A 20,959-nucleotide genomic window follows, 5' to 3' on the forward strand; every position below is an offset into this window, starting at 1 on the left:
GCGCTGCACTGCATCCTGCTACGTCCTTGTGGGCTGCGCTCAGTCACAATTCTGCAAACTGTGTGCCACATTTTTTATTGTTTTAAATAACAATGAGTTAAATTTAACCCGAAAGAGGTAAGTGGAGTCACTGGTCCATTTCGGACCATCTGGTCAAAATTCGCTGCACGTTTTACATGCAACCTGGGCAAAAAAGGTGCAGGTCGTGGATTGGGCAGCAATGAATCCCTTTGCTATGATGCGCTGACACCAGATGGATGAGGTAAACCTGTGAATACCGATGAAAAAAAACCAACGCGTCGATCGCGTGCGGTTGCAGCGAAGCGGGCCGCTATACTGGAAGCGGCGTTAACATTCTTTTCACAGTTTGGCATTCACGGCACCAGCCTTGATAAGGTGGCTGAGCTGGCCGATGTCTCTAAAACCAATCTGCTCTACTATTTTCCCTCAAAAGAAGTGCTTTATGTGGCGGTGCTTAAGCAGATTCTGGATGTCTGGCTGGCGCCGTTGCGTGCCCTGGCCCACGATCAGGATCCGCTCGTCGCTATTCGGCGCTACATCCGGCTGAAGCTGGAAGTGTCGCGCGATCATCCTCAGGCTTCGCGGCTGTTCTGTCTGGAGATGCTGCAGGGCGCACCGCTGCTGAAAGGTGAGCTGGCGGGCGATCTCAAGCAACTGGTGGATGACAAGGCGGCCATTATTGAACGCTGGATTGATGAGGGACGGCTGGCAGGCGTTCAGCCGCAGCATCTGATCTTTATGCTATGGGCCACCACACAGCATTACGCCGATTTTGCTACCCAGGTTGAGGCTGTCACCGGTCAGACACTCAGCGATCCGGCGTTTTTCGACCAGGCTGTTGATAATGTTCAGCGCATGATCATTGAAGGGATTCGCGTACGCTAAATCGGGCCACATTCATCGTTCGGTAACGGAGTGAATTAATGGATTCTGTTTCGCAGTTCGTACTGGGTGCCTCAGTCAGTGTTGCCGTGATGGGACGACGGGCGCCGATCTGGCAGGCCGCGCTGGTGGGCGGTGTCTGCGGCACCTTACCCGATCTGGATGTGTTTATTGACCACGGCGATGCGATACGCAACATGACGCTGCATCGCACAGAAACGCATGCGTTGCTCTGGCTTACGCTGGCATCGCCACTGATTGCCTGGCTCGTAGCAGCACTGTGTCGTCAGCGGGTGAAGTGGCTGGCATGGTGGCCTGCGATCTGGCTGGCTCTGATTACCCATCCGCTGCTTGATTTGATGACGGTTTATGGTACCCAGCTTGGTCTGCCACTCACCGATTATCCCTATGCCATCGGCAGTATTTATATCGTTGATCCCCTTTATACATTTCCACTGCTGACAGGGCTGGGCGTTGCGCTCTGGCGTCGCGGTGACAAAGGCACCCGCGGTAACCGTGTCGGACTGACGCTGAGTACACTGTATCTGGTCTGGAGCGTGGTGATTCAGGGCGTGGCAGGCTGGCAAATTCGGGCGTCGCTGACGACACAGGGGATTGCGGCTAATCACGTGCTGGTAACGCCCACTGCGTTTAATACGCTGGTCTGGCGCAGCGTGATTATGACGCCGGAACGCTACGGCGAAGCTTACTGGTCACTGCTCTCGCCGTCGCGTCCCCTGCAGGTGACATGGTATCCGCGGCAGCCTGAGCTGTTTGACGCTTTTCGGGGCAGCTGGTATGCAGAACGTGTCGCCTGGTTCAGCCACGGTTTTTACGCCCTGCGTGAGCAGGATGGAGAGACGACAATTGCCGACCTTCGTATGGGCGAAGGCGATAGCTATACGTTCACCTTTGGTCTGGGCTCGCCTCAGCATCCCGATGCACGGCCACAGCGTTTACCTTATGAACGCCCCTCTTTATCCGCCATTTTCTCGTCACTGGGCGAGCGCCTGTAAAAAAGCCCGGTCAGATGACCGGGCTTTTTCCATGCTGTTACCGATTAGCGGCTGCGACGATTACGCAGCATCCAGCCCACACCCAGCAGGGCAAACCAGAGTGGCGTAACCATCAGCGCCTGGCGCGTATCTTCCTGTAGCGTCAGCAGCACCAGCACAAAGGCGAAGAAGGCCATGCAAACCCAGCACATGAATTTGCCGAGCGGCATCTTAAAGGCCGACTCCGCATGGCGCTGCGGATGCTTTTTACGGTAGGCCAGGTAGCTGCACAGAATGATGGTCCAGACGAACATAAACAGGATGGCGGAGACGGTCGTCACCAGCGTAAAGACCTTCATGACATCCGGGATCAAATAGATCAACGCTACGCCAATCAGCAGGCAGAGGCAGGAGAAAAACAGACCCGTGGTAGGGACCGCACGGGCGGAAAGCCGGCCAAACGCGCGACTGGCGACACCCTGCTGCGACAGGCCATAGAGCATACGGCTGGTGGAGAAGATACCGCTGTTGGCTGAAGAGGCGGCAGAGGTCAGCACCACAAAGTTGACGATACTCGCTGCAGCAGGCAGACCAATCAGGACGAACATCTCAACAAACGGACTGCGATCGGCCATGACCTGGGTCCACGGCGTTACCGCCATAATGACCATCAGCGCCAGCACGTAGAACATGATCACCCTGAGTGGAATCGCATTGATAGCACGCGGTAAGACTTTATGCGGATCGTGGGTTTCAGCTGCTGCCGTGCCCACCAGTTCAATACCGACAAAGGCAAACACCGCAATCTGGAATCCGGCAAAGAAGCCGCTGAGACCTTTCGGGAACATCCCGCCGTGATCCCAGATGTTGCTCAGTGCCGCCGTGCCGCCACCCGGTGAAGGATAGTGAACAGACACCAGCACAATCCCGGTCACAATCAGCGCCACAATGGCGACGATTTTAATGATTGCGAACCAGAACTCCATTTCGCCAAACAGCTTGACGGTGGCAATGTTCAGCGCCAGAAAAACCACTACGCAGAGCAGAGCGCTCATCCAGATTGAGAAGCCCGGAAACCAGAGCTGGAAATAGGCGCTGATGGCCACCACGTCAGCGATGCCTGTCACCACCCAACAAAACCAGTAAGTCCAGCCAGTAAAATATCCCGCCCACGGACCAAGCAGGTCAGCCGCAAAATCGCTAAAAGATTTGTACTCAAGGTTGGAGAGCAGCAACTCCCCCATGGCGCGCATCACAAAGAACAGCATAAAGCCGATAATCATGTAGACAAAAATGATCGAGGGACCGGCCAGACTGATGGTTTTACCGGAACCCATAAACAGGCCGGTGCCGATAGCGCCACCGATGGCGATTAGCTGGATGTGACGGTTGTGCAGGTTGCGCTGTAATTTATCAGGCGCATCCTGGGTGCGTGCGGTTTCTTTAGATTGATCAACCATAGAATTGTCTTTCCTGTCTTGATGTTGTGTCAGCTCTGCTGGCTGTTAGTTAAGGCATCTGCCTGAGGGCAAGTCGGATAAGATAGAGGAAGTCACCCCAAAGCCGGTAACAATTTTTTACCTGATGTGATACCGGTCAGGCGCAATGACGGTGGCAGCGGGTCATTCTGGTTATTACTGCGTCAGTCTGAGTAATGATTCATCACGTAATGTCAGGCAGACGGCGTAAAGGGTTTTTTGCCCCTACACTTTTTTTTTGCTTATCATCATGCTGCACAGGGGACTATGCGTACGCTTATCCTGTTTCTGCTGTTAATCGCGCTGGGGTGGGGCAGCTTACCCTGGCTTAAGCAGCATCTGCCGCCGCAGTTCAATCCGTTTACACCGCTCTCTGTCACCGACCCGCCGGGCTGGATGACGCAGATCAAAATGAAAAGGCTGGCCAGCAATCCTGAGGCGTGTCTGGCGGTGATGCGCGGTGCTCAACAGGCGGGCTGGGTCAGCTTCAGCGAGCGTCCGGCCGTAACAGGTAAATGCCCGCTTACTCATCCGCTGAGGATCCAGAAATTCGGTCCGATCAGCCTCAGTAGCAGTTTTCTCGCCAGCTGTCCTATGGCGGTCGCCAGTACGATGTATGCGCTTCACAGTCGTGAACAGACCGCCAGGGATATGCACAGTCCGCTGGTACGAATTACGCATGTCGGCAGCTATGCCTGTCGTAACATCTATCACCGCACACAAGGGCGGCTTAGCGAGCATGCCACCGCCGATGCGTGGGATGTCACAGGCTTTCAGCTGGCTGATGGTCAGCGGCTTGAGGTCAGTCGTCACTGGCAACAGCCAGAAGAAAAGGCGGCGATGTTACGTACGTTGTGGCGTGGCGGCTGTGAGGTGTTCGGCAATGCGCTCGGCCCGGATTACAATGCTGCACATGCCTCACATTTTCATCTGGGTATGCGAGGAGCAGGGTACTGCCGATAAATCATCAGACAGGATTAATACCGTGTTTGGTTAAGAAATGTTCTGACAGCGTTTGCAAAACCCACCCAGTTTTCATCGCAGAACCCGAATCACACGGGATTTAGCCTGACGACAGATTAGGGTGCCGAAAAAGCGCCTTTTTCAGGTCCATTATTTAAAATAAATCTACGCCTGCGGGATTAATGGATTGCGCGATTTTTCAGCATCGATGGTGCTAACAGGCTCCACGTTATAATGAAATTTTTTCACGATCTTACTTGTAAGAATAATCGTATTAATATGAATTTGTCTTAAGCGTGATGGGCGATTTTTATTCCGTAAATCTATTTTATGTGGTTCCGGTTTATGGCTATCGATAAATTGATTTAATTGATTAAATGAGAATCAGTAATTGATGTACAGATGCTATAAATAGTGTTTTGTGCTATAGCATTATTGACACCGGGAGAGGAGTGAAGCTGATTTTCCCGGCCAGGGCTTAGTGAGGGCAGATAAACAGAAAAGTCCTGCCGTGATGGGAAGGGTTCAGAAGAGAATACCGCCATGCAATGCATGAGCAGAATGTTCTTATTAACAGCGCATGGCCAGGCCTGACGAAGAGAGGCAAAAAATGAAGGTAGATGTGCCATCATGACCTGCTGAATACCTGCCGGAAGCCGGGAATCTGTCGTGAAGATGAGTAAAACAGCCACATAACTGGCTGCCAGTGCCTGGACTTAAGGCGACAATAACTAAGCCGCGCTTATTTCCTGATGAAAAATATGTCAGTCAACCAGGCCTACCGTCTCGCTTATAATCGCTATTTAACACATTGTTTACTCGTTATTTACTCAGCGATGTGACGCGTTATTGAATATCTTTATCTGAAATTACTGGCAAATGATAAAGTGATGCCCGACAACGGGGATTGAAATCCTATCAGAAAAATCTTATTCTCATGGGGTGATAGAAATTGCTGTGATCGACCTCACATTACCATTGCCAGCAAGCTTTTTCACTCCGCTCACAAGGTGAAAGGTTAATTGGCCCCGCAGGGCGACGGGTTCATCCCTGACGATGAATTAAATGACTTATGCTAATTTAATTTATCCGATGAATCCGAATGAATATTTCCGCAAGAGCGAGTGAAATTAACGTTGAGGCATTATGAGTACTGAAAATTATTTCGCCTGGCGAAGTGAGGTGAAACAACAATTTCAGGCATTAATGGCATGTTCTGATTTGAAGCCATTATTGCAACAATTTACTGAGTCATTAGGTTTCGATTATTTCGCTTTTTTGATTCAGCATCCGGTGCCCTTTAGCCGGCCGCGTATTCATCTGCATAGCACCTATCCCAAATTATGGGTTAAACGTTATGAGAAGCAGAATTATTACGCTGTCGATCCGGTACTCTCGCTGTGTCAGCGACCGGGAAGAGGGTTGATGTGGACAGAAGAAATGTTCGCTGGTGCCGGCAATCTGTGGCGTGAGGCAAGAGAGTATGGGCTGCAGAGCGGATTTTCTTGCTCTGCAATGGCACCAAATCGCGCGCTTGGTATATTATCTATATCATCGCAACAGCCCATTCCTCTCAAGCTCTGCCACGAAGAGCTTGAAGTAAAACTGCACCTTTTAGCGGAACTAAGCCTGGATACGCTGGAACGCTTTAGCGATGATGCAATGATGGTACTGAAAAAAGAGTTTAGTCAGCGTGAGCTGGAAATTCTGAAATGGACGGGTGAAGGAAAAACGGCGGTCGAAATTTCTCTTATTTTATCCATCTCTGAACATACCGTTAATTTTCACCAAAAAAATATGCAAAAGCGTTTCAATGTTTCCAATAAAACGCAGATTGCCTGCTACGCAGCAGCAATCGGACTGATTTGAACATAAAACAACTGCTACATTTGGCAGTTCCTTTGTACAGGTCTGTTGTCTACCCTGCGCCGGGACTGTGTCAGGCTGGCGCAAAGAAATCATTGTAAAAATGGGGATGTCAGAGGCGCATGATGAAAATAGTGCAAACGCAATTAAAGGATATGCCATCCTCGTTGCTTGCCGAACTCGGCAGCTACCGTTACAGCGTCTTTGCGCGCGGCGAAGGGTGGTCAATACCGCCCCGTCTGAGTACGCCAGGACAGGAATATGATCGCTATGATCGTTCAGATGTGACCTGGTTGATCGCATGGAATGCGCGTGAAGGAATCAGCGGCTGTGCACGTCTGATGCCCTGGTTTGAACCTGAGCAGAGCGAAGGCATTGTGCTGCCTTTCAGCCATGAGAGAGTGTGGGAAATGTCGCGCTTCTCGGCCCGGCTGGAGGTCGACGCCGAACTGCCGCTGAATATTCTCTGGCACGCGGTGCAGATGGCAGAACTCAATGGCATGGAGTACATCATTAGTTCGGCAACGCCGATGCTGGAAAAGATGTTTGAACAGCATGGGGTGGTGTATGAACCGCTTACGCCGGGACTTATTCTGTCAGAAGATAATCTGTTTGCGATCAGGATTCCGGTGGAACAGCCAGCGCTGGCAGAGAAGTATCGGGGAACAAGGCGTTTTAGTCCGGAAGAGGTACTGCCAACGCTGGGCGTTTCCGTTAACTGGCAGGCGCACAGTTAGCGTATATGCCCCCGCCACTGGGGGCAAAAGAATTACTGACGGTAGGCAGTTTTAATCTGCTTAATGGTGTTGCTGAACACTTCCGCCTGAGGCTTGTCGCCCAGCGTCTGTACATAGCGTTCCATGTTGATAATCACTTTTCCAGCATCAGCCTGGCCCATACCTTTCAGGATCAGGGTGATCATCATCTTCAGCCCCGCGATTTCATCCGCTAATTTCCGGGCTTCCTGCGAAGTTGCAAAATCTTCATCGCTCATGTGTATCTCCTTGGTGAATGACAACGTGTCGGCAATCTGTCCGAACAGCAGTGCGTGAGTATATCACAGCGTCAGTATGTTGCTGATGCAGCCGGTTCGTTTCGTCTGAAACAGCAGGTTTGTCCAGTGCAACTAATCAATCGCAGAAAGTAATCAACGAGAGCCTTCCACCTGATATTACCTGTCACTGCAGCGCCGGGTAACCGTAGTACCAGTTGTTAATGTCATGAAATAGTGAGACTTTAAGGATTGTTTGACGGTGCTTTCTGTTTCAGGAAATGTCTGAGAACTCAGGCTGGGCCAGGCTAAAAGTGAACAGGCTAAGCCAGGACTGTTTTACTTTGTTGATGTGCTTTTGAGGTAAAAGCGGGTATGATTATCGCTTGAAATCGTTAGTCGCTTCCTCTTTTTCAGCCTCTGGAGTTTCCCCGTTGATCAGTGTGCTTCTTGTTGATGACCATGAACTTGTCCGTACCGGCATCCGTCGCATCCTGGAGGATGTTAAAGGTCTGGCCGTGGTCGGAGAGGCCAACTGTGGTGAGGATGCGGCTAAGTGGTGCCGTGCTAACCAGGTTGATGTGATCCTGATGGACATGAACATGCCTGGCATCGGCGGACTGGAGGCGACGCGCAAAATCGTGCGTTACAATCCCGATATCAAAATCATTATGCTGACTATTCATACGGAAAGTCCGCTGCCTGCTAAAGTTATGCAGGCGGGGGCAGCAGGCTACCTCAGTAAAGGGGCAGCACCCCAGGAAGTGGTCAATGCAATTCGCTCGGTGAATGCCGGACAGCGATATATCGCATCAGATATCGCTCAGCAGATGGCCCTAAGTCAGATTGAGCCGCAAAAAGCGGAATCCCCCTTTAGCTGTTTGTCGGAAAGGGAATTGCAGATTATGCTGATGATCACCCGGGGACAAAAGGTGACGGAAATTTCAGAGCAGTTAAATCTCAGTCCTAAAACCGTTAACAGTTACCGCTATCGGATGTTCAGTAAGCTGAATATCAGTGGCGATGTAGAGTTAACGCATCTGGCCATTCGACATGGCCTCTATAATGCGGAGCCGTTAATCAGTAGTGAATGACGTTTTTGATTCCAAAGCCTTTTTGAGTACGGTAACCAGCAAGCCCGGTGTTTACCGCATGTATGACGCCTCAGGCACCGTCATCTATGTAGGCAAAGCCAAAGACCTGAAGAAGCGTCTGACCAGTTACTTCCGCGTTCAGGTCGGCAGCCGAAAAACCGAAGCGCTGGTCAGCAATATCCAGCACATCGATGTCACCGTCACCCACACCGAAACCGAAGCGCTGCTGCTTGAACATAACTACATCAAGCTCTACCAGCCGCGCTATAACGTTCTGCTGCGCGACGATAAATCGTATCCCTACATCTTTCTCAGCAGCGATACTCATCCGCGACTGGCGATGCACCGTGGGGCAAAGCATGCCAAAGGCGAATATTTTGGCCCGTTCCCGAACGGCTATGCGGTGCGTGAAACGCTGGGACTGTTGCAAAAAGTTTTCCCCATTCGCCAGTGCGAAAATAGCGTATACCGCAATCGCTCCCGGCCCTGTCTGCAATATCAGATTGGTCGCTGTCTCGGCCCCTGTGTTGCCGGGCTGGTCAGTGAGGAAGAGTATGCGCAGCAGACCGACTATGTGCGCCTGTTCCTGGCCGGTAAAGATGATCAGGTGCTTAACCAGCTGGTTAAACATATGGAAGAGGCGAGCATTGGCCTGCGTTTCGAAGAAGCGGCCCGGCTGCGCGATCAGATTCAGGCCGTGCGGCGCATCACCGAAAAACAGTTTGTCTCCAATCAGGGCGATGACCTGGATGTGATGGGTGTGGCTTATGAGGCGGGCATGGCCTGTCTTCACGTGCTGTTCATTCGTCAGGGCAAAGTGCTGGGCAGCCGCAGCTACTTCCCGAAGGTGCCTGTGGACACTGATTTGGCCGAAGTCGTGCAGACCTTCGTCGGGCAGTTCTACCTGCAGGGCAGTGAAGCACGTACGCTGCCTGGCGACATCCTGCTGGACTTTACCTTGCCAGAGCGCGAGTTGCTGGCAGAGTCCCTAAGTGAACTAGCGGGACGTCGGGTTAACATTCAAAGCAAGCCACGCGGCGATCGCGCCCGCTATCTCAAGCTGGCGCGCACCAACGCCGCGACAGCGTTAACCACGCGTCTGTCTCAGCACTCTACCATCCACCAGCGGCTGAATGCGCTGGCAGAGTTTCTTGAGCTCGACAAGATCACACGCATGGAGTGTTTTGATATCAGTCACACCATGGGTGAGCAGACCATCGCCTCCTGCGTGGTGTTTGACCAGAATGGTCCGCTGCGTGCCGACTATCGTCGCTACAACATTACCGGCATTACGCCGGGAGATGACTACGCCGCCATGAACCAGGTGTTGCGACGCCGGTATGGCAAAGCGATTGAAGAAGATAAGATCCCCGACGTGATTTTGATTGATGGCGGTAAAGGTCAGCTGTCACAGGCGATACAGGTCTTTGCCGAGCTGGATGTGCCCTGGGATAAAAACCAGCCCATTTTACTCGGCGTTGCTAAAGGCAGCGACCGTAAAGCCGGTCTGGAAACGCTGTTCTTTGAGGCTGAAGGGGAGGGCGTTTCGATGCCACCTGATGCACCTGCACTGCATGTGATTCAACACATTCGTGATGACGCTCACAATCATGCAATTTCAGGTCACCGAAAAAAACGGGCCAAAGTGAAGAACACCAGTGCACTGGAAAGCATCGAAGGCGTCGGGCCGAAACGACGTCAGCAACTGCTTAAGTACATGGGAGGCCTGCAACCGTTAATGAATGCCTCGGTGGAAGAGATCGCAAATGTACCAGGCATCTCGCATGCGCTGGCAGAAAAAATATACTATTCCTTGAAACACTAACATTGAAACGGGGGGGGCAATGTAGGAACATAGGTTAAATTCTACCTATATCCAGACAGTTACCGGCATATGCAATTAAACATCCCGACGTGTCTCACCCTGTTTCGAGTCGTGCTCATCCCGTTCTTTGTGCTGGCTTTCTATCTGCCGTTCATTTGGGCGCCGCTGGCTACTGCACTGATCTTTATTTTTGCTGCTGTTACCGACTGGTTTGATGGCTTTCTGGCGCGCCGCTGGAAGCAGACGACGCGCTTTGGCGCATTCCTCGATCCGGTTGCTGATAAAGTGCTGGTCGCGATAGCGCTGGTGCTGGTGGCAGAACATTTTCACGCATGGTGGATTACTCTGCCAGCGGCAACCATGATTGCCCGCGAGATCATTATCTCTGCGCTGCGTGAATGGATGGCGGAGATTGGCAAGCGCAGTAGTGTTTCTGTCTCCTGGATTGGTAAAGTCAAAACGACTGCGCAAATGTTGTCTCTCTTCGCACTGCTGTGGCGCCCAGATGCCACCGTTGTAGCGATTGGCGTGGTGGCGTTATACATTGCTGCAGTGCTGACTTTCTGGTCGATGTTCCAGTATTTAAGCGCGGCGCGCGGTGATTTGCTCGAACCGTGATCGATACGATTTAAAAAGCAGCAAACGGATGGTCTGTGAGGATAATTTTATTGACTCATTGCGTCATCTAAGTAGAATGCATCGCATCGAACGGCAGCCAGGCTGCCAGAAGATAAACAAAATCAGCAGGTTCGATAAGATTGCTGAAAATTGCGGGAATAGCTCAGTTGGTAGAGCACGACCTTGCCAAGGTCGGGGTCGCGAGTTCGAGTCTCGTTTCCCGCTCCAGATTCGCATGTCAGGTTAGCCTGGCGGCATCATAGTTTAAGGCGCGTTGGCAGAGTGGCTATGCAGCGGATTGCAAATCCGTGTACCTCGGTTCGACTCCGGGACGCGCCTCCAGTTACACCCAGCCCGGGTGGTGAAATCGGTAGACACAAGGGATTTAAAATCCCTCGGCTGTAAGGCTGTGCGGGTTCAAGTCCCGCCCCGGGCACCATATCGCTTTACCAATAAAATCAATGATAAGCAGTGTCGTCAAGCCGCCCCCTAGAGGCGGTTTTTTTGTGCCCGGAATCTGGCATGGCTGGCACCTCACATCCTTATGCTTTTCAACTGGCATCACGTCTCAGTGCTGAATAACCGTTCATTATCCGTGTCACTGCTTTGCCAATTCAAACCTGATTACATCTGATTTCATTCATTTTTGCGGCCTGAGTCGAACTTCATAACCTGTTGAAACAGGTTGGTTTATCGTAAAGTGGTGGGTATTATTTGCCGTTGCAGAGACGTTAACGTCAATGACCAGACCTTTCAAACATGACTCACCCCTTTCGGCTTTACCGCCGGTTATTGGTATTGTCGCCAGCCAGTTGCTCAATCCGTATCAACAGAAAATGCTGGACGAGGTAACGCGGCAACTTAATGTTCGCGGTGCTATCACCGTGCTGTTGAGTGCCGATAGCGAAGAAGCTCTGACAGCACTCATCCGGCAGGCGAAACCGCTTGCGACGCGGGGGTTGATACTGCTACCCGGCAACCGCATTACAGATACCTGCAATTTGCCGGTGCTTGAGATTGACGCGGAGCCTGAACTGCAAGCGGATGCGCGGCGGGCAGGGGAAGTAACATCGGAATTACTGCTCGCGGAAGGGCATCAGCGGTTTGGCTTTATGCAAAGCCAGCCTGTTGAAAGTGCGCAAAAGCAGGGCTATAGCACGGCACTACAGGCGGCGGGCAGGGTGCTGAATGCTGTGCTGACTTCAGAGGCAGATGACCGTGGCGGCGCGTATCAGGCAATGATGGATTATTTGAAAAAGACCCGTGCCGCCGATCGTATTCAGGCACTCTTCTGTGAAAGCGATCTGATGGCCTTTGGTGCGATACAGGCAATCCGCGATTTTGGTCAGGGTGCCCACATTGCGGTGGCGGGATTTGGAGACAGTGAGGAAGCCCGAAGCTCTACCTGGCATCTTACCAGCTGGTCACCTGATATCAGGCAAATTATGGGCAACGCGTTAGATCGCTGGTTGGGGCAGCACGCAGTCAGCAGTCAAGTGCAGGGGCAATTAGCGCGGCGCCACTCCCATTTTGGCAAAATTGCGCCAGGAGAAATGTCAGCCTGCGGCTGCGCCTTTCGGCATTAGCCAGCCTGCAACGCAGACTGGCTGAAACAGACTATCCCTGCGGTTGTCCTGCCGGGCCAACACCGCCTGGTGCGCCAACCGGCTGCTGCCCGCCCGGAGGGGATGGTGGGGCCTCTTTGCCTGGCGGTGGTGGCGGTGGTGCATCTCTGCCCGGCGGTGGTGGTGCACAGGCAGTGAGTGTCGCAAGTATAGCCAGCATCGATAACAGGTAAGCAATACGTTTCATCGTAATTCCCTGATCAGGTAAGCGGAACGTAGAGTATAGAGAATCGCCGTAAAATTACCTGGACGAGGTAACATGTCCGAGCCAGAGAGAGAATTTGTGGCGATTATATGAGACGTCTCTCAACCCGAATAAACGGGCGATGCTTTTTGGGCCGAAGCAGGTTAAGGTGGTTCATTATTTAAGAGGAGTCGTTATGAATGGCATTATGAAGTTCGTCCGCGGATGGCTGGTGTTCTCTGTACTGTGGGGCGTATTCATGTGGTTTATGTCATGGCATCAGCAGGGTAAAGAGCCAGGCCTGGCGATTCTGACAAGTCTTTATGCTGGTTTAATCTATCAGGCGCTGATTACTATGGTTGGCCGCTATCGGGCGCGGCGGCAACAGGCAGAGTAAAGTCTGCTGCCGGAGAGGCAGCAGAATGGAGCTATTTATCCGAAATTACCGGTAAGGCGCTGATGGAAATCAGTGCTGCGCGGATCCAGCCCTTCAATCGTCACTTCTGCACCATAACGCTGATAGCGATATTCAATACCATCCAGCGCTGCGACGCTGGATGCATCCCAGATCTGCGCGTGCGTTAAGTCAATCGTCACTTTTTTCGGGTCATGCGCATAATCAAAATGCTCAAACAGATCGTTGCTGCTGGCAAAGAACAGCGGACCACGTACCTCATAGCGTACTGACTCACCATCTTCACTCAGCTGACGTTCAGCATGAATGACATGTGCAATACGGCGGGCAAACAGCAGCATCGCCAGGATTACTCCAGCGAGCACGCCCAGTGCCAGATTTCCTGTCCAGACCGTTACCGCCACTGTCAGCACCATAATCAGCGTCTCTGACCACGGCATACGTTTCAGTGTATTGGGCTGCAGGCTATGCCAGTTAACGGTTTTCACTGCCACCACCATCATGATACCGGCCAATACTACCATCGGAATTTGCGCCATTATCCGGCTCAGTCCGGTCACCAGCAGCAGCAGCACCAGACCCGCGGCCACGGTTGAAACGCGGCTGCGCGCACGGCCCAGCTCAACGTTGACGATAGTCTGACCTATCATCGCGCATCCGGCGATACCGCCATAAAATCCCGCAAGGATATTTGCCACACCCAGACCCCAGGATTCGCGGCGCTTACTGGAAGGGGTATCAGTCAGGTCATCGACCAGTTTGGCGGTCAGCAGCGACTCCATCAGCCCGACAAAGGCGATACTCAGTGCGGTGGGCCAGATAATCTGCAGAGTCTGCAGGTTAAGCGGTACCAGCAGGCTGTTAAAACCGGGCAGGCCAGGACTCATCGGTCCTTCATCGCCCACGTTCGGCATGCGATAGCCCATTAATAGCGCGACGCCCGTCACCACTACAATGGCAACCAGCGGAGAAGGAACACTCTTTAACAGACGCGGTAACAACAGCACGATTGCCAGGGTCGCGGCAAAGAAGATCCACACCAGTGATGACTGGCCCCATACGTGCGGCACCTGAGCAAAGAAAATCAGCACGCCCAGCGCATTCACAAATCCCAGCATCACCGAGCGGGGGATGTAGCGCATCATGCGTGCCAGACCGGCCACGCCAAACAGAATCTGAATCACGCCGCCCATGACTACCGCGGGAAGAATATATTCAACACCGTGCAGATGAACCATCGGTCCGATAACCAGTGCGACAGAACCGGCAGCCGCCGTAACCATCGCCGGGCGTCCGCCGAGTATCGACAGGGTCAGGCAGAGCACGACCGAGGCGATGAGACTCACTTTAGGGTCTACACCGGCAATAACGGAAAAGGAGATCACTTCAGGGATTAATGCCAGCGCGGTAATTACTCCGGCAAGGCATTCGCGGGTCAGCAGCGCAGGCGAACGCAGAACGCGCCCCACACTGATATCGCCCGCCACAACGTCGGTTGCGGCAACATCATTGGTTTGAGTCATAAAGGTCTGCAGGCTCTTTAGTTGTTTTGCTCCCGCGCGAGGGGCGGGAAGATCAGGCTCATGGTGAGGGGCAGATAGTACCGGGCGATTGGCAAAGATGCCAGAAAAAGGGGGGAACTCCCTCCATGGAGTCAGTCTTACAGCGAAAAATCATCCGGGGTCTTGTGGACCACGAGGTCGAGCAGCTGGCGGTAGCTATCCAGCATTTCCCTGTCACTTTCCAGTTCAAGCCGATGAATGAGTTTGGAAATAATGGCTTTATTATTCACTGGCATGCCTGACTGCAAAATTTCTGCAATCAGGATACCCAGCATTTCCATCTCGCTGGCTGGCTTGTTGGCCGCAGGGTTAAAATAATCAGCGATTTCCTGATTGGTCCGGGGAATAATATATTGCATGTGTAAGCCCTTCAGAACAGCCCGATTCCGGTTCGGATGTCAGGACAAAAGCGATCAAAAAAACCACCGCATGGACAGATGCGATGGTACCAGTGCCACAAATTGAGCAAACAAAAATTAACCTCTGAAGGTGGAAATCCACTGACACCTTCAGAGGCGACGCAAATGCATCATTCGTTACAGAGTCGCATACAACTCGTGGCAGTAAACTTATACAATGAATAACTATCTGTAAAATCGAATTCTTTAGCAAAATGTGCCATTCACAACTTATCAAGGAGTTATAAGGATTATTCCGACACAAAAGTTGTACAAATAACCTATACAGATGGCGGGATTGGCGAACCGGGTGGAAAAAGCCGGGAAGCCGTGGCCAGCTTCCCGGGAACAAATTAGCTGAACAACACCAGTTTAGCCGTCAGCTTACGCAGGTTTTTTTTATCGCCGACGATGGCAATGCCCAGCAGCCGCCATTGCACCAGCCAGGCGTGAGGCGGCAAACCCCAGTGCGTCTGGAACAGGCGTGATAACCGGAAGCGATCCACCTGCAGCTGCTGCGCCATCTGCAGCAGGCCGGGATTTCCGCATGATGGGCAATCAGCCAGTCACGCGCCTGCAAAGCCAGCCTGGCATCTTTATCGACGGGCTGAGCGGGCAGTGACCATTGCCGGTGCGAGGTGAGCTGACTGAACATCCGATCCATCGCCGCCTCTTTGATGATCGCGGGATGGTTGTACCACAGTGCATCAAACGCGTGCCAGACAGCATAAGCCAATGGGCGGTCGTCGCGCAGTGTGGTTGCAAAGCGGAGTTCACGCGGCAAGGGGTCATCAGCCTGATTAGGCGTAAGCTGCTGCGCAATCTGTTGCGGTGAAAGATAGAGCATACGATAGGTGAAGCCGCTGTGGTTGATAGCATCGCCATCATGCAACTCCTCAGGCTCCAGCATAAAAACCGTGCCGGGACGGCTTTGATGCTGTTTGCGCCGCGAATGAAACTGCTGTACACCTTGCTCGGTCACGCCAATAAGATAGCTGTCGTGCCAGTGGGGAACCCAGGCGTGGCCAGTGAAATGGGCGCGCAATGCCTCAATACCGCTAACGGCGTCACGGCGCAAATCGATCCAGTTTGCTGATGCCTGATTCATGTTATCCGGCTCCTGATTGCGGCCTCTGGACATTCTGACGCGATCCACTAATTTTTAACAGACCGGACGCTTTTCAATCGCGTTTCGCTTTGCGTATAATAACGCCTCCACTCAATTAGATATCTTACTATTAGGCTGCTAACATTTGTCTGAGCATACGCGTACCTTTACCCACTTACTGCATCTGACCGCCCATGCCTGGCGCCTGGCGGTTGATCGTCACCTTAAAGATAGCGGCTTAAGCATGAGCAGCTGGATGGCCATCGGGCTGATTGCCAGTGAGCCGCAGCGCATGACGCAGACCGAACTGGCGCAATTGCTGGGGCTGGAAGATGCCAGTATGGTGCCGCTGGTGGATCGGCTGGTGAAACAGTCGCTGCTGACGCGGGTACAACCGCCAGAAGATCGCCGTAAACGTCACCTGGTGCTGACCGATAAAGGCAATGAAGCCTTCGCCAAAGTGAAAACCGAGGCTGATGCTCTCCGTACTGAAATGCTGGCTGATATTGATCCCGGGGATCTGGCCGTCACCGAGCGCGTCCTGCAACAACTGCTGAGCCGAATGGGAAGCATGTAGCAGTGGCAAAGCGAAATCCCTACGCAGCACGCGAGTGGTTACCGCACGAAAAACCGATGTTGCCGGGTTCGCCCTCGACGCCGCTGCATCCCATGCCAAAGCGTCTGGCATTTGGCCTGATCGGCTTACTGATTTCGCTGACCGGCGCGTTAAGCAACGCACTGGTCACCGCGAACCTGGTTAATCTGCAGGGCACCTTTGGAGCCTGGTCGAATGAGATTGCGTGGTTACCTGCGGTCTACGTGATGGGCAACATCTCTATAAATCTGCTGCTGGTAAAATTCCGACAGCAGTTTGGCCTGCGTGTCTTTACTGAAGCCTTTCTGGTGCTTTATGTACTGGTCGCATTCTTTCACTTATTCGCTAACGACCTGAGCTCGGCGATCATTGTGCGCACCGCCCATGGCATGGTGGCGGCGGCGCTCAGCTCACTGGGCATCTACTATCAGGTTCAGGCCTGGCCCGCAAAACATCGCCTGAAAGCGCTGGTGATTGGCCTGACGGTCTCTCAGCTGGCTATTCCGCTGGCCCGCTTATTTTCGTCAGAATTACTGCAGCTCAACGAGTGGCGTGGCCTTTATCTGTTTGAACTCGGTCTGGCACTGATCGCGCTGGGTGGGGTGCTGCTGGTGAAACTGCCACCAGGCGATCGCATTAAAACCTTTGAAAAGATGGATTTCCTGACCTTCGTTCTGCTGGCGCCTGGCATGGCGCTGCTGTGCGGCGTGCTGACGCTGGGTCGCATTGAATGGTGGTTCACCACGCCGTGGTTGGGAATCTGTACTGCAATTGCCCTGACGCTGATTGTCGCGGCGATTGTTATTGAGCATAACCGGCGTAACCCCCTGATTAACACCCGCTGGCTGAGCAGCGGCATGATGGTGCGGCTTGGCATTGTCATGGTCATGATCCGTATCGTACTGGCGGAACAGAACACCGGCGCGATCGGCTTTTTGCAGCAGATGGGTTTGCAGAACGATCAAATGCGCGGTCTGGCAATGGCGATCATGGCCGGGGTTATCGTGGGCATCGCCGGCAGCGCACTCACCATCAAACCCAATCATCTCAACTGGCCGATTGTCGCCTCGCTGGTGGTGATGATTATCGCCTCGCTGATGGATGCGCAATCCAGTCCGCTGACCCGTGGCCCCGAAATGTATCTCAGCCAGTTTTTGCTGGGCTTCAGCAGCGCCTTTTTCATGGCACCGGCGATGCTGATGGGCATTGGTAGCGTGGTGACCCAGCCAAAAAACCTGGTGAGCTTTGTGGTGCTGTTTGGCATGAGTCAGAACCTGGGTGGACTGATCGGCTCAGCGATCCTTGGCACTTTCCAGGTCTGGCGGGAAAAATATCACTCCAGCCTGCTGGGCGATCAACTCTCACTGCTCGATCCTAACGTTACCGAACGGCTAAGCCAGTACAACGCGCTATTTAATTCACTGGTGGGTGACGACGTTCTGCGCGGTGCGCAGAGCACCACCCAGTTACAGACGGTCGCCACGCTACAGGCTAATGTGCTCGCCTACAACGATACCTATCTGTTAACCGCTGCGCTGGCTCTGGTGACTCTGATGTGGGTCATCTGGCGTTTAACCCGGCGTCGTTATCTTGACTGGCGTCAGGCACAATTTAATCTGCGTGAGCAGCAACAGCTGGCTGCGTTACAGGAATCAACGGAGAAACAATGAGTCAGCAGGATGAGCTTCAGGCGGCAGAACGCGAACGTGCAAACCGTCGACGTATTCTTTCGATAGCCGCTGGCAGCGGTATTGTAGTGATTGGCGTACTGGTTATCCTGTATGCCTGGCAGCTTTGGCCTTTTACCAGCGCAATACAAAGCACCGAGAATGCCTATGTGCGCGGTCAGGTGACCTTTATCAGTCCGCAGGTGAATGGCTATCTCACCTCGGTAAAGGTCATCGATCTGCAGCCGGTGAAGAAAGGGCAGTTGCTGATGACGATTGATGATCGAATCTATCGTCAGCGGGTGCATCAGGCGCAGGCGCAACTGGCGATGAAGCAGGCGGCTCTGAAAAACAATCTGCAGCAGCGGCGCAGCGCAGAAGCGACCATCCAGAGCAATAAAGCGGCGCTGGAAAACGCGAAAGCGCAGGCACTGAAAAGCGGCTTTGATCTCAAACGCGTTGAGAATCTTGCGGCGGATGGATCGCTGTCGGTACGTGAGCGCGACGCCGCCCGCGCAGCAAACGCTCAGGCCCAGGCCCAGGTCCGCCAGGCTGCCGCGCAGATCGCCGTCGCGCAGCAGAACCTGCAAACCGTTATCGTTAATCGCGACGCGCTGGAGGGGGATGTCGAGAGCGCCCGCGCCGCGCTGGAGCTGGCGGAGATCGATCTGGCGAATACCCGGATTACCGCGCCTGATGATGGCCAGCTCGGTCAGCTGTCAGTGCGAACCGGCGCCTATGTCACGGCCGGTACGCGCCTGACCTCGGTAGTGCCCAATCACAAATGGATCATCGCGAACCTGAAAGAGACTCAACTGGCCCATATCCGGCCTGGCCTGCCGGTGACGATTCGGGTCGATGCACTGGATGGCAAACGCTTTAACGGGCAGGTGGAATTTATCTCGCCGGCAGCCGGCTCAGAGTTCAGCGCTATTTCACCTGACAATGCCACGGGTAACTTCGTTAAAATTGCGCAGCGTATTCCGGTTCGGATCCGTATCAACGAGCAGGATATGCAGCAGCTGCGCCCGGGCATGTCGGTTGAAGTCGATATCGATACCGCAGCCCAGGCCGCCGATGAGGGCGCACAATGATGCGTCGCGGCTTACTGGTAAGTGCGCTGATGCTGGCGCTGACCGGCTGCGCCACGCAGGTTGAAAAGGCACCGTCCTCTCTGCCGATCCCCGCCGCCTGGCGCAACAGTGTCGGGCCTGCTGCTGCGCCGGAAGCGGAGTGGTGGCGCGCGTTTCATGATGCGTATCTCAACCGGCTGGTCACACAGGCGCTGCGCAACAATCCTGATATTCTCACCGCGCATTCCCGGGTTGATCAGTATCGCGCCCAGCTGCGCGCCACGCAGGGTGATGAATTTCCGACCCTCAGCGCCGGCGTAGCGGCGACCCGTGAGCGAACGCTCTCGTCAGTGACGGGCCAGCCGTATGAAACCGATGTTTTTCAGGGGTTGTTACAGGCAAATTACGAGGTTGATCTCTGGGGAGCGCGTAGCAACAGCGTCTCGGCGTCGCAGGCAAGCTTAGCGGCGCAGCAGGCCGCCGCGTCTGCTGCAGAGCTGACCATTGCCAGCTCAGTGGCATCGGGTTATCTCAACCTGTGCGCGCTGGATGAACAGCTACGGGTCACCGAGGCGACGCTGGCGACCCGCAACAATTCACTGAAGCTGGCCCAGCGTCAGTTTGAGAGCGGCTACACCTCAAAGCTGGAGTGGATGCAGGCCGCTTCTGAATATCAGTCGGCGAAAGCACAGATACCGCAGCTGCAGCATCAGATCGCGCAGCAGGAGAATGCGCTGAGCATCCTGGTGGGCATGAACCCGCGTAGCATTGCCCGTCGTCAGCAGTTTGACCAGATTCTACCGCAGCAGATGCCGTCGCTGCTGCCGTCCGAACTGCTTAATCGCCGCCCGGATATTGTGCAGGCGCAGCGTCAGTTACTGGCCGCAGATGCCAGCCTTGCCTCATCGCGCGCTAAGCTGCTGCCAGGGCTGAACCTCACTGCCACCGGCACCCTGCAGAGTTCGGTGCTGCACCAGCTCGCAGACAATCCATTCCGGCTCTGGAGCGTGGGCGGCAGCATTCTGGCACCGTTGCTGAACCGTGAAGCGCTGACGGCACAGGTTGATGTCTCAATGGCAACGCGCAATCAGGCGCTGTACGGCTATGAAAAAGTGGTGCGCAACGCCTTCTCGGAAGTCAATGATGCCCTGGACGCTATCCGACAGCGTGAGGCACAGCTTCAGGAACTGCAAAAGCAGGAAACTTACGTAACCGAGGCGCTGCGCATTGCCCGCAACCGCTATCAAAATGGCTACGCTTCCTATCTGGATGAACTGGATGCGCAGCGAACCCTGTTTTCAACTCAGCTGAATCGGGTGGCCGTTAAAAATAATCTGTTGCTGGCGCAGATCGATCTCTATCGCGCACTGGGCGGTGGCTGGGCACCCGCCTCCACACAATGACTGTCCGGGCCGATCCAGCCGCAGTAAGAGTTTCTGCGGCCGGGATCGGCCTCTGCGCAGACGCCGCGACTGCGCATTTTACCTCGCGTTAATCCCTCAAATAACCACCCAAAACCTATACATACTTCTGCTTACCTGTCTTTACATTCGATGGTATCATGCGCGGGTTTTGAACCAGCCAGCCGGAAAAATGCAC

General features: G+C 53.6%; 19 protein-coding genes, 3 tRNA genes and 2 pseudogenes. 17 read left to right on the forward strand and 7 right to left on the reverse strand.

Features of this window, described 5'->3' with window-relative positions:
* The first annotated feature begins 270 nt into the window (after positions 1-270).
* Positions 271-906, forward strand: coding sequence for an HTH-type transcriptional regulator RutR (rutR, locus tag H7K52_RS14535; RefSeq protein ID WP_003849991.1), 636 nt, complete (start codon positions 271-273; stop codon positions 904-906).
* Positions 907-944: 38 nt separating this feature from the next.
* Positions 945-1,919: a metal-dependent hydrolase gene (locus H7K52_RS14540; RefSeq protein WP_182630165.1), complete on the forward strand. Its 975-nt coding sequence runs from the start codon at positions 945-947 to the stop codon at positions 1,917-1,919.
* A gap of 44 nt (positions 1,920-1,963) precedes the next feature.
* On the opposite strand, the gene cycA is transcribed toward H7K52_RS14540, so the two are convergent.
* Positions 1,964-3,358: a D-serine/D-alanine/glycine transporter gene (gene cycA / locus H7K52_RS14545; RefSeq protein WP_003849989.1), complete on the reverse strand. Its 1,395-nt coding sequence runs from the start codon at positions 3,356-3,358 to the stop codon at positions 1,964-1,966.
* A gap of 285 nt (positions 3,359-3,643) precedes the next feature.
* Between cycA and H7K52_RS14550 the strand changes: the two genes are divergently transcribed.
* The 3 genes from H7K52_RS14550 (at position 3,644) to H7K52_RS14560 (ending at position 6,942) form a co-directional block, all read left to right on the forward strand.
* On the forward strand, positions 3,644-4,339 hold the full coding sequence (locus tag H7K52_RS14550) for an extensin-like domain-containing protein (protein WP_140033544.1): 696 nt from the start codon (positions 3,644-3,646) through the stop codon (positions 4,337-4,339).
* 1,146 nt (positions 4,340-5,485) lie between these two features.
* Positions 5,486-6,208, forward strand: coding sequence for an autoinducer binding domain-containing protein (gene sdiA / locus H7K52_RS14555; RefSeq protein ID WP_003849987.1), 723 nt, complete (start codon positions 5,486-5,488; stop codon positions 6,206-6,208).
* A gap of 122 nt (positions 6,209-6,330) precedes the next feature.
* The gene (locus H7K52_RS14560) at positions 6,331-6,942 is read left to right on the forward strand and encodes an acyl-homoserine-lactone synthase (RefSeq protein ID WP_003849985.1); all 612 of its coding nucleotides are present in this window, start codon (positions 6,331-6,333) and stop codon (positions 6,940-6,942) included.
* A 32-nt stretch (positions 6,943-6,974) separates the two neighbouring features.
* On the opposite strand, the gene H7K52_RS14565 is transcribed toward H7K52_RS14560, so the two are convergent.
* Positions 6,975-7,199, reverse strand: a complete 225-nt coding sequence (locus H7K52_RS14565; RefSeq protein WP_003849983.1) for a DUF2594 family protein — start codon at positions 7,197-7,199, stop codon at positions 6,975-6,977.
* Positions 7,200-7,630: 431 nt separating this feature from the next.
* Here H7K52_RS14565 and uvrY point away from each other — a divergent pair, with 431 nt between their 5' ends.
* From uvrY to H7K52_RS14600, 7 genes are all read left to right on the forward strand, one after another.
* Positions 7,631-8,290: a UvrY/SirA/GacA family response regulator transcription factor gene (gene uvrY, locus H7K52_RS14570; protein WP_039660975.1), complete on the forward strand. Its 660-nt coding sequence runs from the start codon at positions 7,631-7,633 to the stop codon at positions 8,288-8,290.
* Positions 8,283-10,115 carry an excinuclease ABC subunit UvrC gene (gene uvrC, locus H7K52_RS14575; RefSeq protein ID WP_008925895.1) on the forward strand — a complete coding sequence of 611 codons (1,833 nt, stop codon included), beginning with the start codon at positions 8,283-8,285 and terminating at the stop codon, positions 10,113-10,115. The genes uvrY and uvrC overlap by 8 nt, the downstream gene beginning before the upstream one ends.
* 69 nt (positions 10,116-10,184) lie before the next feature.
* Positions 10,185-10,733, forward strand: coding sequence for a CDP-diacylglycerol--glycerol-3-phosphate 3-phosphatidyltransferase (gene pgsA, locus H7K52_RS14580; protein WP_008925896.1), 549 nt, complete (start codon positions 10,185-10,187; stop codon positions 10,731-10,733).
* 152 nt (positions 10,734-10,885) lie between these two features.
* Positions 10,886-10,961: transfer RNA gene (locus H7K52_RS14585), tRNA-Gly, on the forward strand.
* Positions 10,962-11,001: 40 nt separating this feature from the next.
* Positions 11,002-11,075, forward strand: a tRNA-Cys gene (locus H7K52_RS14590).
* Positions 11,076-11,085: 10 nt separating this feature from the next.
* Positions 11,086-11,172, forward strand: a tRNA-Leu gene (locus H7K52_RS14595).
* 301 nt (positions 11,173-11,473) lie between these two features.
* Positions 11,474-12,319, forward strand: a complete 846-nt coding sequence (locus H7K52_RS14600; protein WP_182630166.1) for a substrate-binding domain-containing protein — start codon at positions 11,474-11,476, stop codon at positions 12,317-12,319.
* 31 nt (positions 12,320-12,350) lie between these two features.
* Here H7K52_RS14600 and H7K52_RS14605 read toward each other — a convergent pair whose 3' ends face one another.
* On the reverse strand, positions 12,351-12,545 hold the full coding sequence (locus tag H7K52_RS14605; protein WP_182630167.1) for a hypothetical protein: 195 nt from the start codon (positions 12,543-12,545) through the stop codon (positions 12,351-12,353).
* Between the two features lie 193 nt (positions 12,546-12,738).
* On the opposite strand from H7K52_RS14605, the gene H7K52_RS14610 reads away from it, so the two are divergent.
* Positions 12,739-12,939 (forward strand): DUF6404 family protein, encoded by a 201-nt coding sequence (locus H7K52_RS14610; RefSeq protein WP_003849972.1) that lies wholly within the window; start codon positions 12,739-12,741, stop codon positions 12,937-12,939.
* Positions 12,940-12,974: 35 nt separating this feature from the next.
* Here H7K52_RS14610 and H7K52_RS14615 read toward each other — a convergent pair whose 3' ends face one another.
* From H7K52_RS14615 to H7K52_RS14625, 4 genes and pseudogenes are all read right to left on the reverse strand, one after another.
* On the reverse strand, positions 12,975-14,480 hold the full coding sequence (locus tag H7K52_RS14615; RefSeq protein ID WP_003849970.1) for a SulP family inorganic anion transporter: 1,506 nt from the start codon (positions 14,478-14,480) through the stop codon (positions 12,975-12,977).
* A gap of 137 nt (positions 14,481-14,617) precedes the next feature.
* Positions 14,618-14,878, reverse strand: coding sequence for a biofilm/acid-resistance regulator YmgB/AriR (locus H7K52_RS14620; protein ID WP_003849968.1), 261 nt, complete (start codon positions 14,876-14,878; stop codon positions 14,618-14,620).
* Positions 14,879-15,270: 392 nt separating this feature from the next.
* Positions 15,271-15,354, reverse strand: a pseudogene (locus H7K52_RS19020) (DUF2000 domain-containing protein); the annotation flags it as partial.
* Positions 15,343-16,025 (reverse strand): annotated as a pseudogene (locus tag H7K52_RS14625) (AraC family ligand binding domain-containing protein); the annotation flags it as partial. The pseudogenes H7K52_RS19020 and H7K52_RS14625, both read right to left, overlap by 12 nt.
* Before the next feature lie 145 nt (positions 16,026-16,170).
* On the opposite strand from H7K52_RS14625, the gene H7K52_RS14630 reads away from it, so the two are divergent.
* Genes H7K52_RS14630 through H7K52_RS14645 form a run of 4 tightly spaced genes read left to right on the forward strand, consistent with a single transcriptional unit; the run spans position 16,171 to position 20,763 of the window.
* Positions 16,171-16,602: a MarR family winged helix-turn-helix transcriptional regulator gene (locus tag H7K52_RS14630; protein ID WP_003849964.1), complete on the forward strand. Its 432-nt coding sequence runs from the start codon at positions 16,171-16,173 to the stop codon at positions 16,600-16,602.
* A 2-nt stretch (positions 16,603-16,604) separates the two neighbouring features.
* On the forward strand, positions 16,605-18,290 hold the full coding sequence (locus H7K52_RS14635; protein ID WP_003849962.1) for an MFS transporter: 1,686 nt from the start codon (positions 16,605-16,607) through the stop codon (positions 18,288-18,290).
* On the forward strand, positions 18,287-19,381 hold the full coding sequence (locus tag H7K52_RS14640) for an HlyD family secretion protein (RefSeq protein ID WP_003849960.1): 1,095 nt from the start codon (positions 18,287-18,289) through the stop codon (positions 19,379-19,381). Before H7K52_RS14635 ends, H7K52_RS14640 begins: the two co-directional genes overlap by 4 nt.
* Positions 19,381-20,763 (forward strand): efflux transporter outer membrane subunit, encoded by a 1,383-nt coding sequence (locus H7K52_RS14645; protein WP_182630196.1) that lies wholly within the window; start codon positions 19,381-19,383, stop codon positions 20,761-20,763. Before H7K52_RS14640 ends, H7K52_RS14645 begins: the two co-directional genes overlap by 1 nt.
* The last annotated feature ends 196 nt before the right edge of the window (positions 20,764-20,959 follow it).

The sequence above is a fragment of the Pantoea hericii genome (assembly GCF_014155795.1).
Classification (GTDB): Bacteria; Pseudomonadota; Gammaproteobacteria; order Enterobacterales; family Enterobacteriaceae; genus Pantoea; species Pantoea eucalypti.

Coding starts and splice junctions, on each gene's coding strand:
- H7K52_RS14540 (WP_182630165.1), top strand. CDS start 945: ATGGATTCTGTTTCGCAGTTCGTACTGGGTGCCTCAGTCAGTGTTGCC.
- cycA (WP_003849989.1), bottom strand. CDS start 3,358: ATGGTTGATCAATCTAAAGAAACCGCACGCACCCAGGATGCGCCTGAT.
- H7K52_RS14550 (WP_140033544.1), top strand. CDS start 3,644: ATGCGTACGCTTATCCTGTTTCTGCTGTTAATCGCGCTGGGGTGGGGC.
- sdiA (WP_003849987.1), top strand. CDS start 5,486: ATGAGTACTGAAAATTATTTCGCCTGGCGAAGTGAGGTGAAACAACAA.
- H7K52_RS14560 (WP_003849985.1), top strand. CDS start 6,331: ATGAAAATAGTGCAAACGCAATTAAAGGATATGCCATCCTCGTTGCTT.
- H7K52_RS14565 (WP_003849983.1), bottom strand. CDS start 7,199: ATGAGCGATGAAGATTTTGCAACTTCGCAGGAAGCCCGGAAATTAGCG.
- pgsA (WP_008925896.1), top strand. CDS start 10,185: ATGCAATTAAACATCCCGACGTGTCTCACCCTGTTTCGAGTCGTGCTC.
- H7K52_RS14600 (WP_182630166.1), top strand. CDS start 11,474: ATGACCAGACCTTTCAAACATGACTCACCCCTTTCGGCTTTACCGCCG.
- H7K52_RS14605 (WP_182630167.1), bottom strand. CDS start 12,545: ATGAAACGTATTGCTTACCTGTTATCGATGCTGGCTATACTTGCGACA.
- H7K52_RS14610 (WP_003849972.1), top strand. CDS start 12,739: ATGAATGGCATTATGAAGTTCGTCCGCGGATGGCTGGTGTTCTCTGTA.
- H7K52_RS14615 (WP_003849970.1), bottom strand. CDS start 14,480: ATGACTCAAACCAATGATGTTGCCGCAACCGACGTTGTGGCGGGCGAT.
- H7K52_RS14620 (WP_003849968.1), bottom strand. CDS start 14,878: ATGCAATATATTATTCCCCGGACCAATCAGGAAATCGCTGATTATTTT.
- H7K52_RS14640 (WP_003849960.1), top strand. CDS start 18,287: ATGAGTCAGCAGGATGAGCTTCAGGCGGCAGAACGCGAACGTGCAAAC.
- H7K52_RS14645 (WP_182630196.1), top strand. CDS start 19,381: ATGCGTCGCGGCTTACTGGTAAGTGCGCTGATGCTGGCGCTGACCGGC.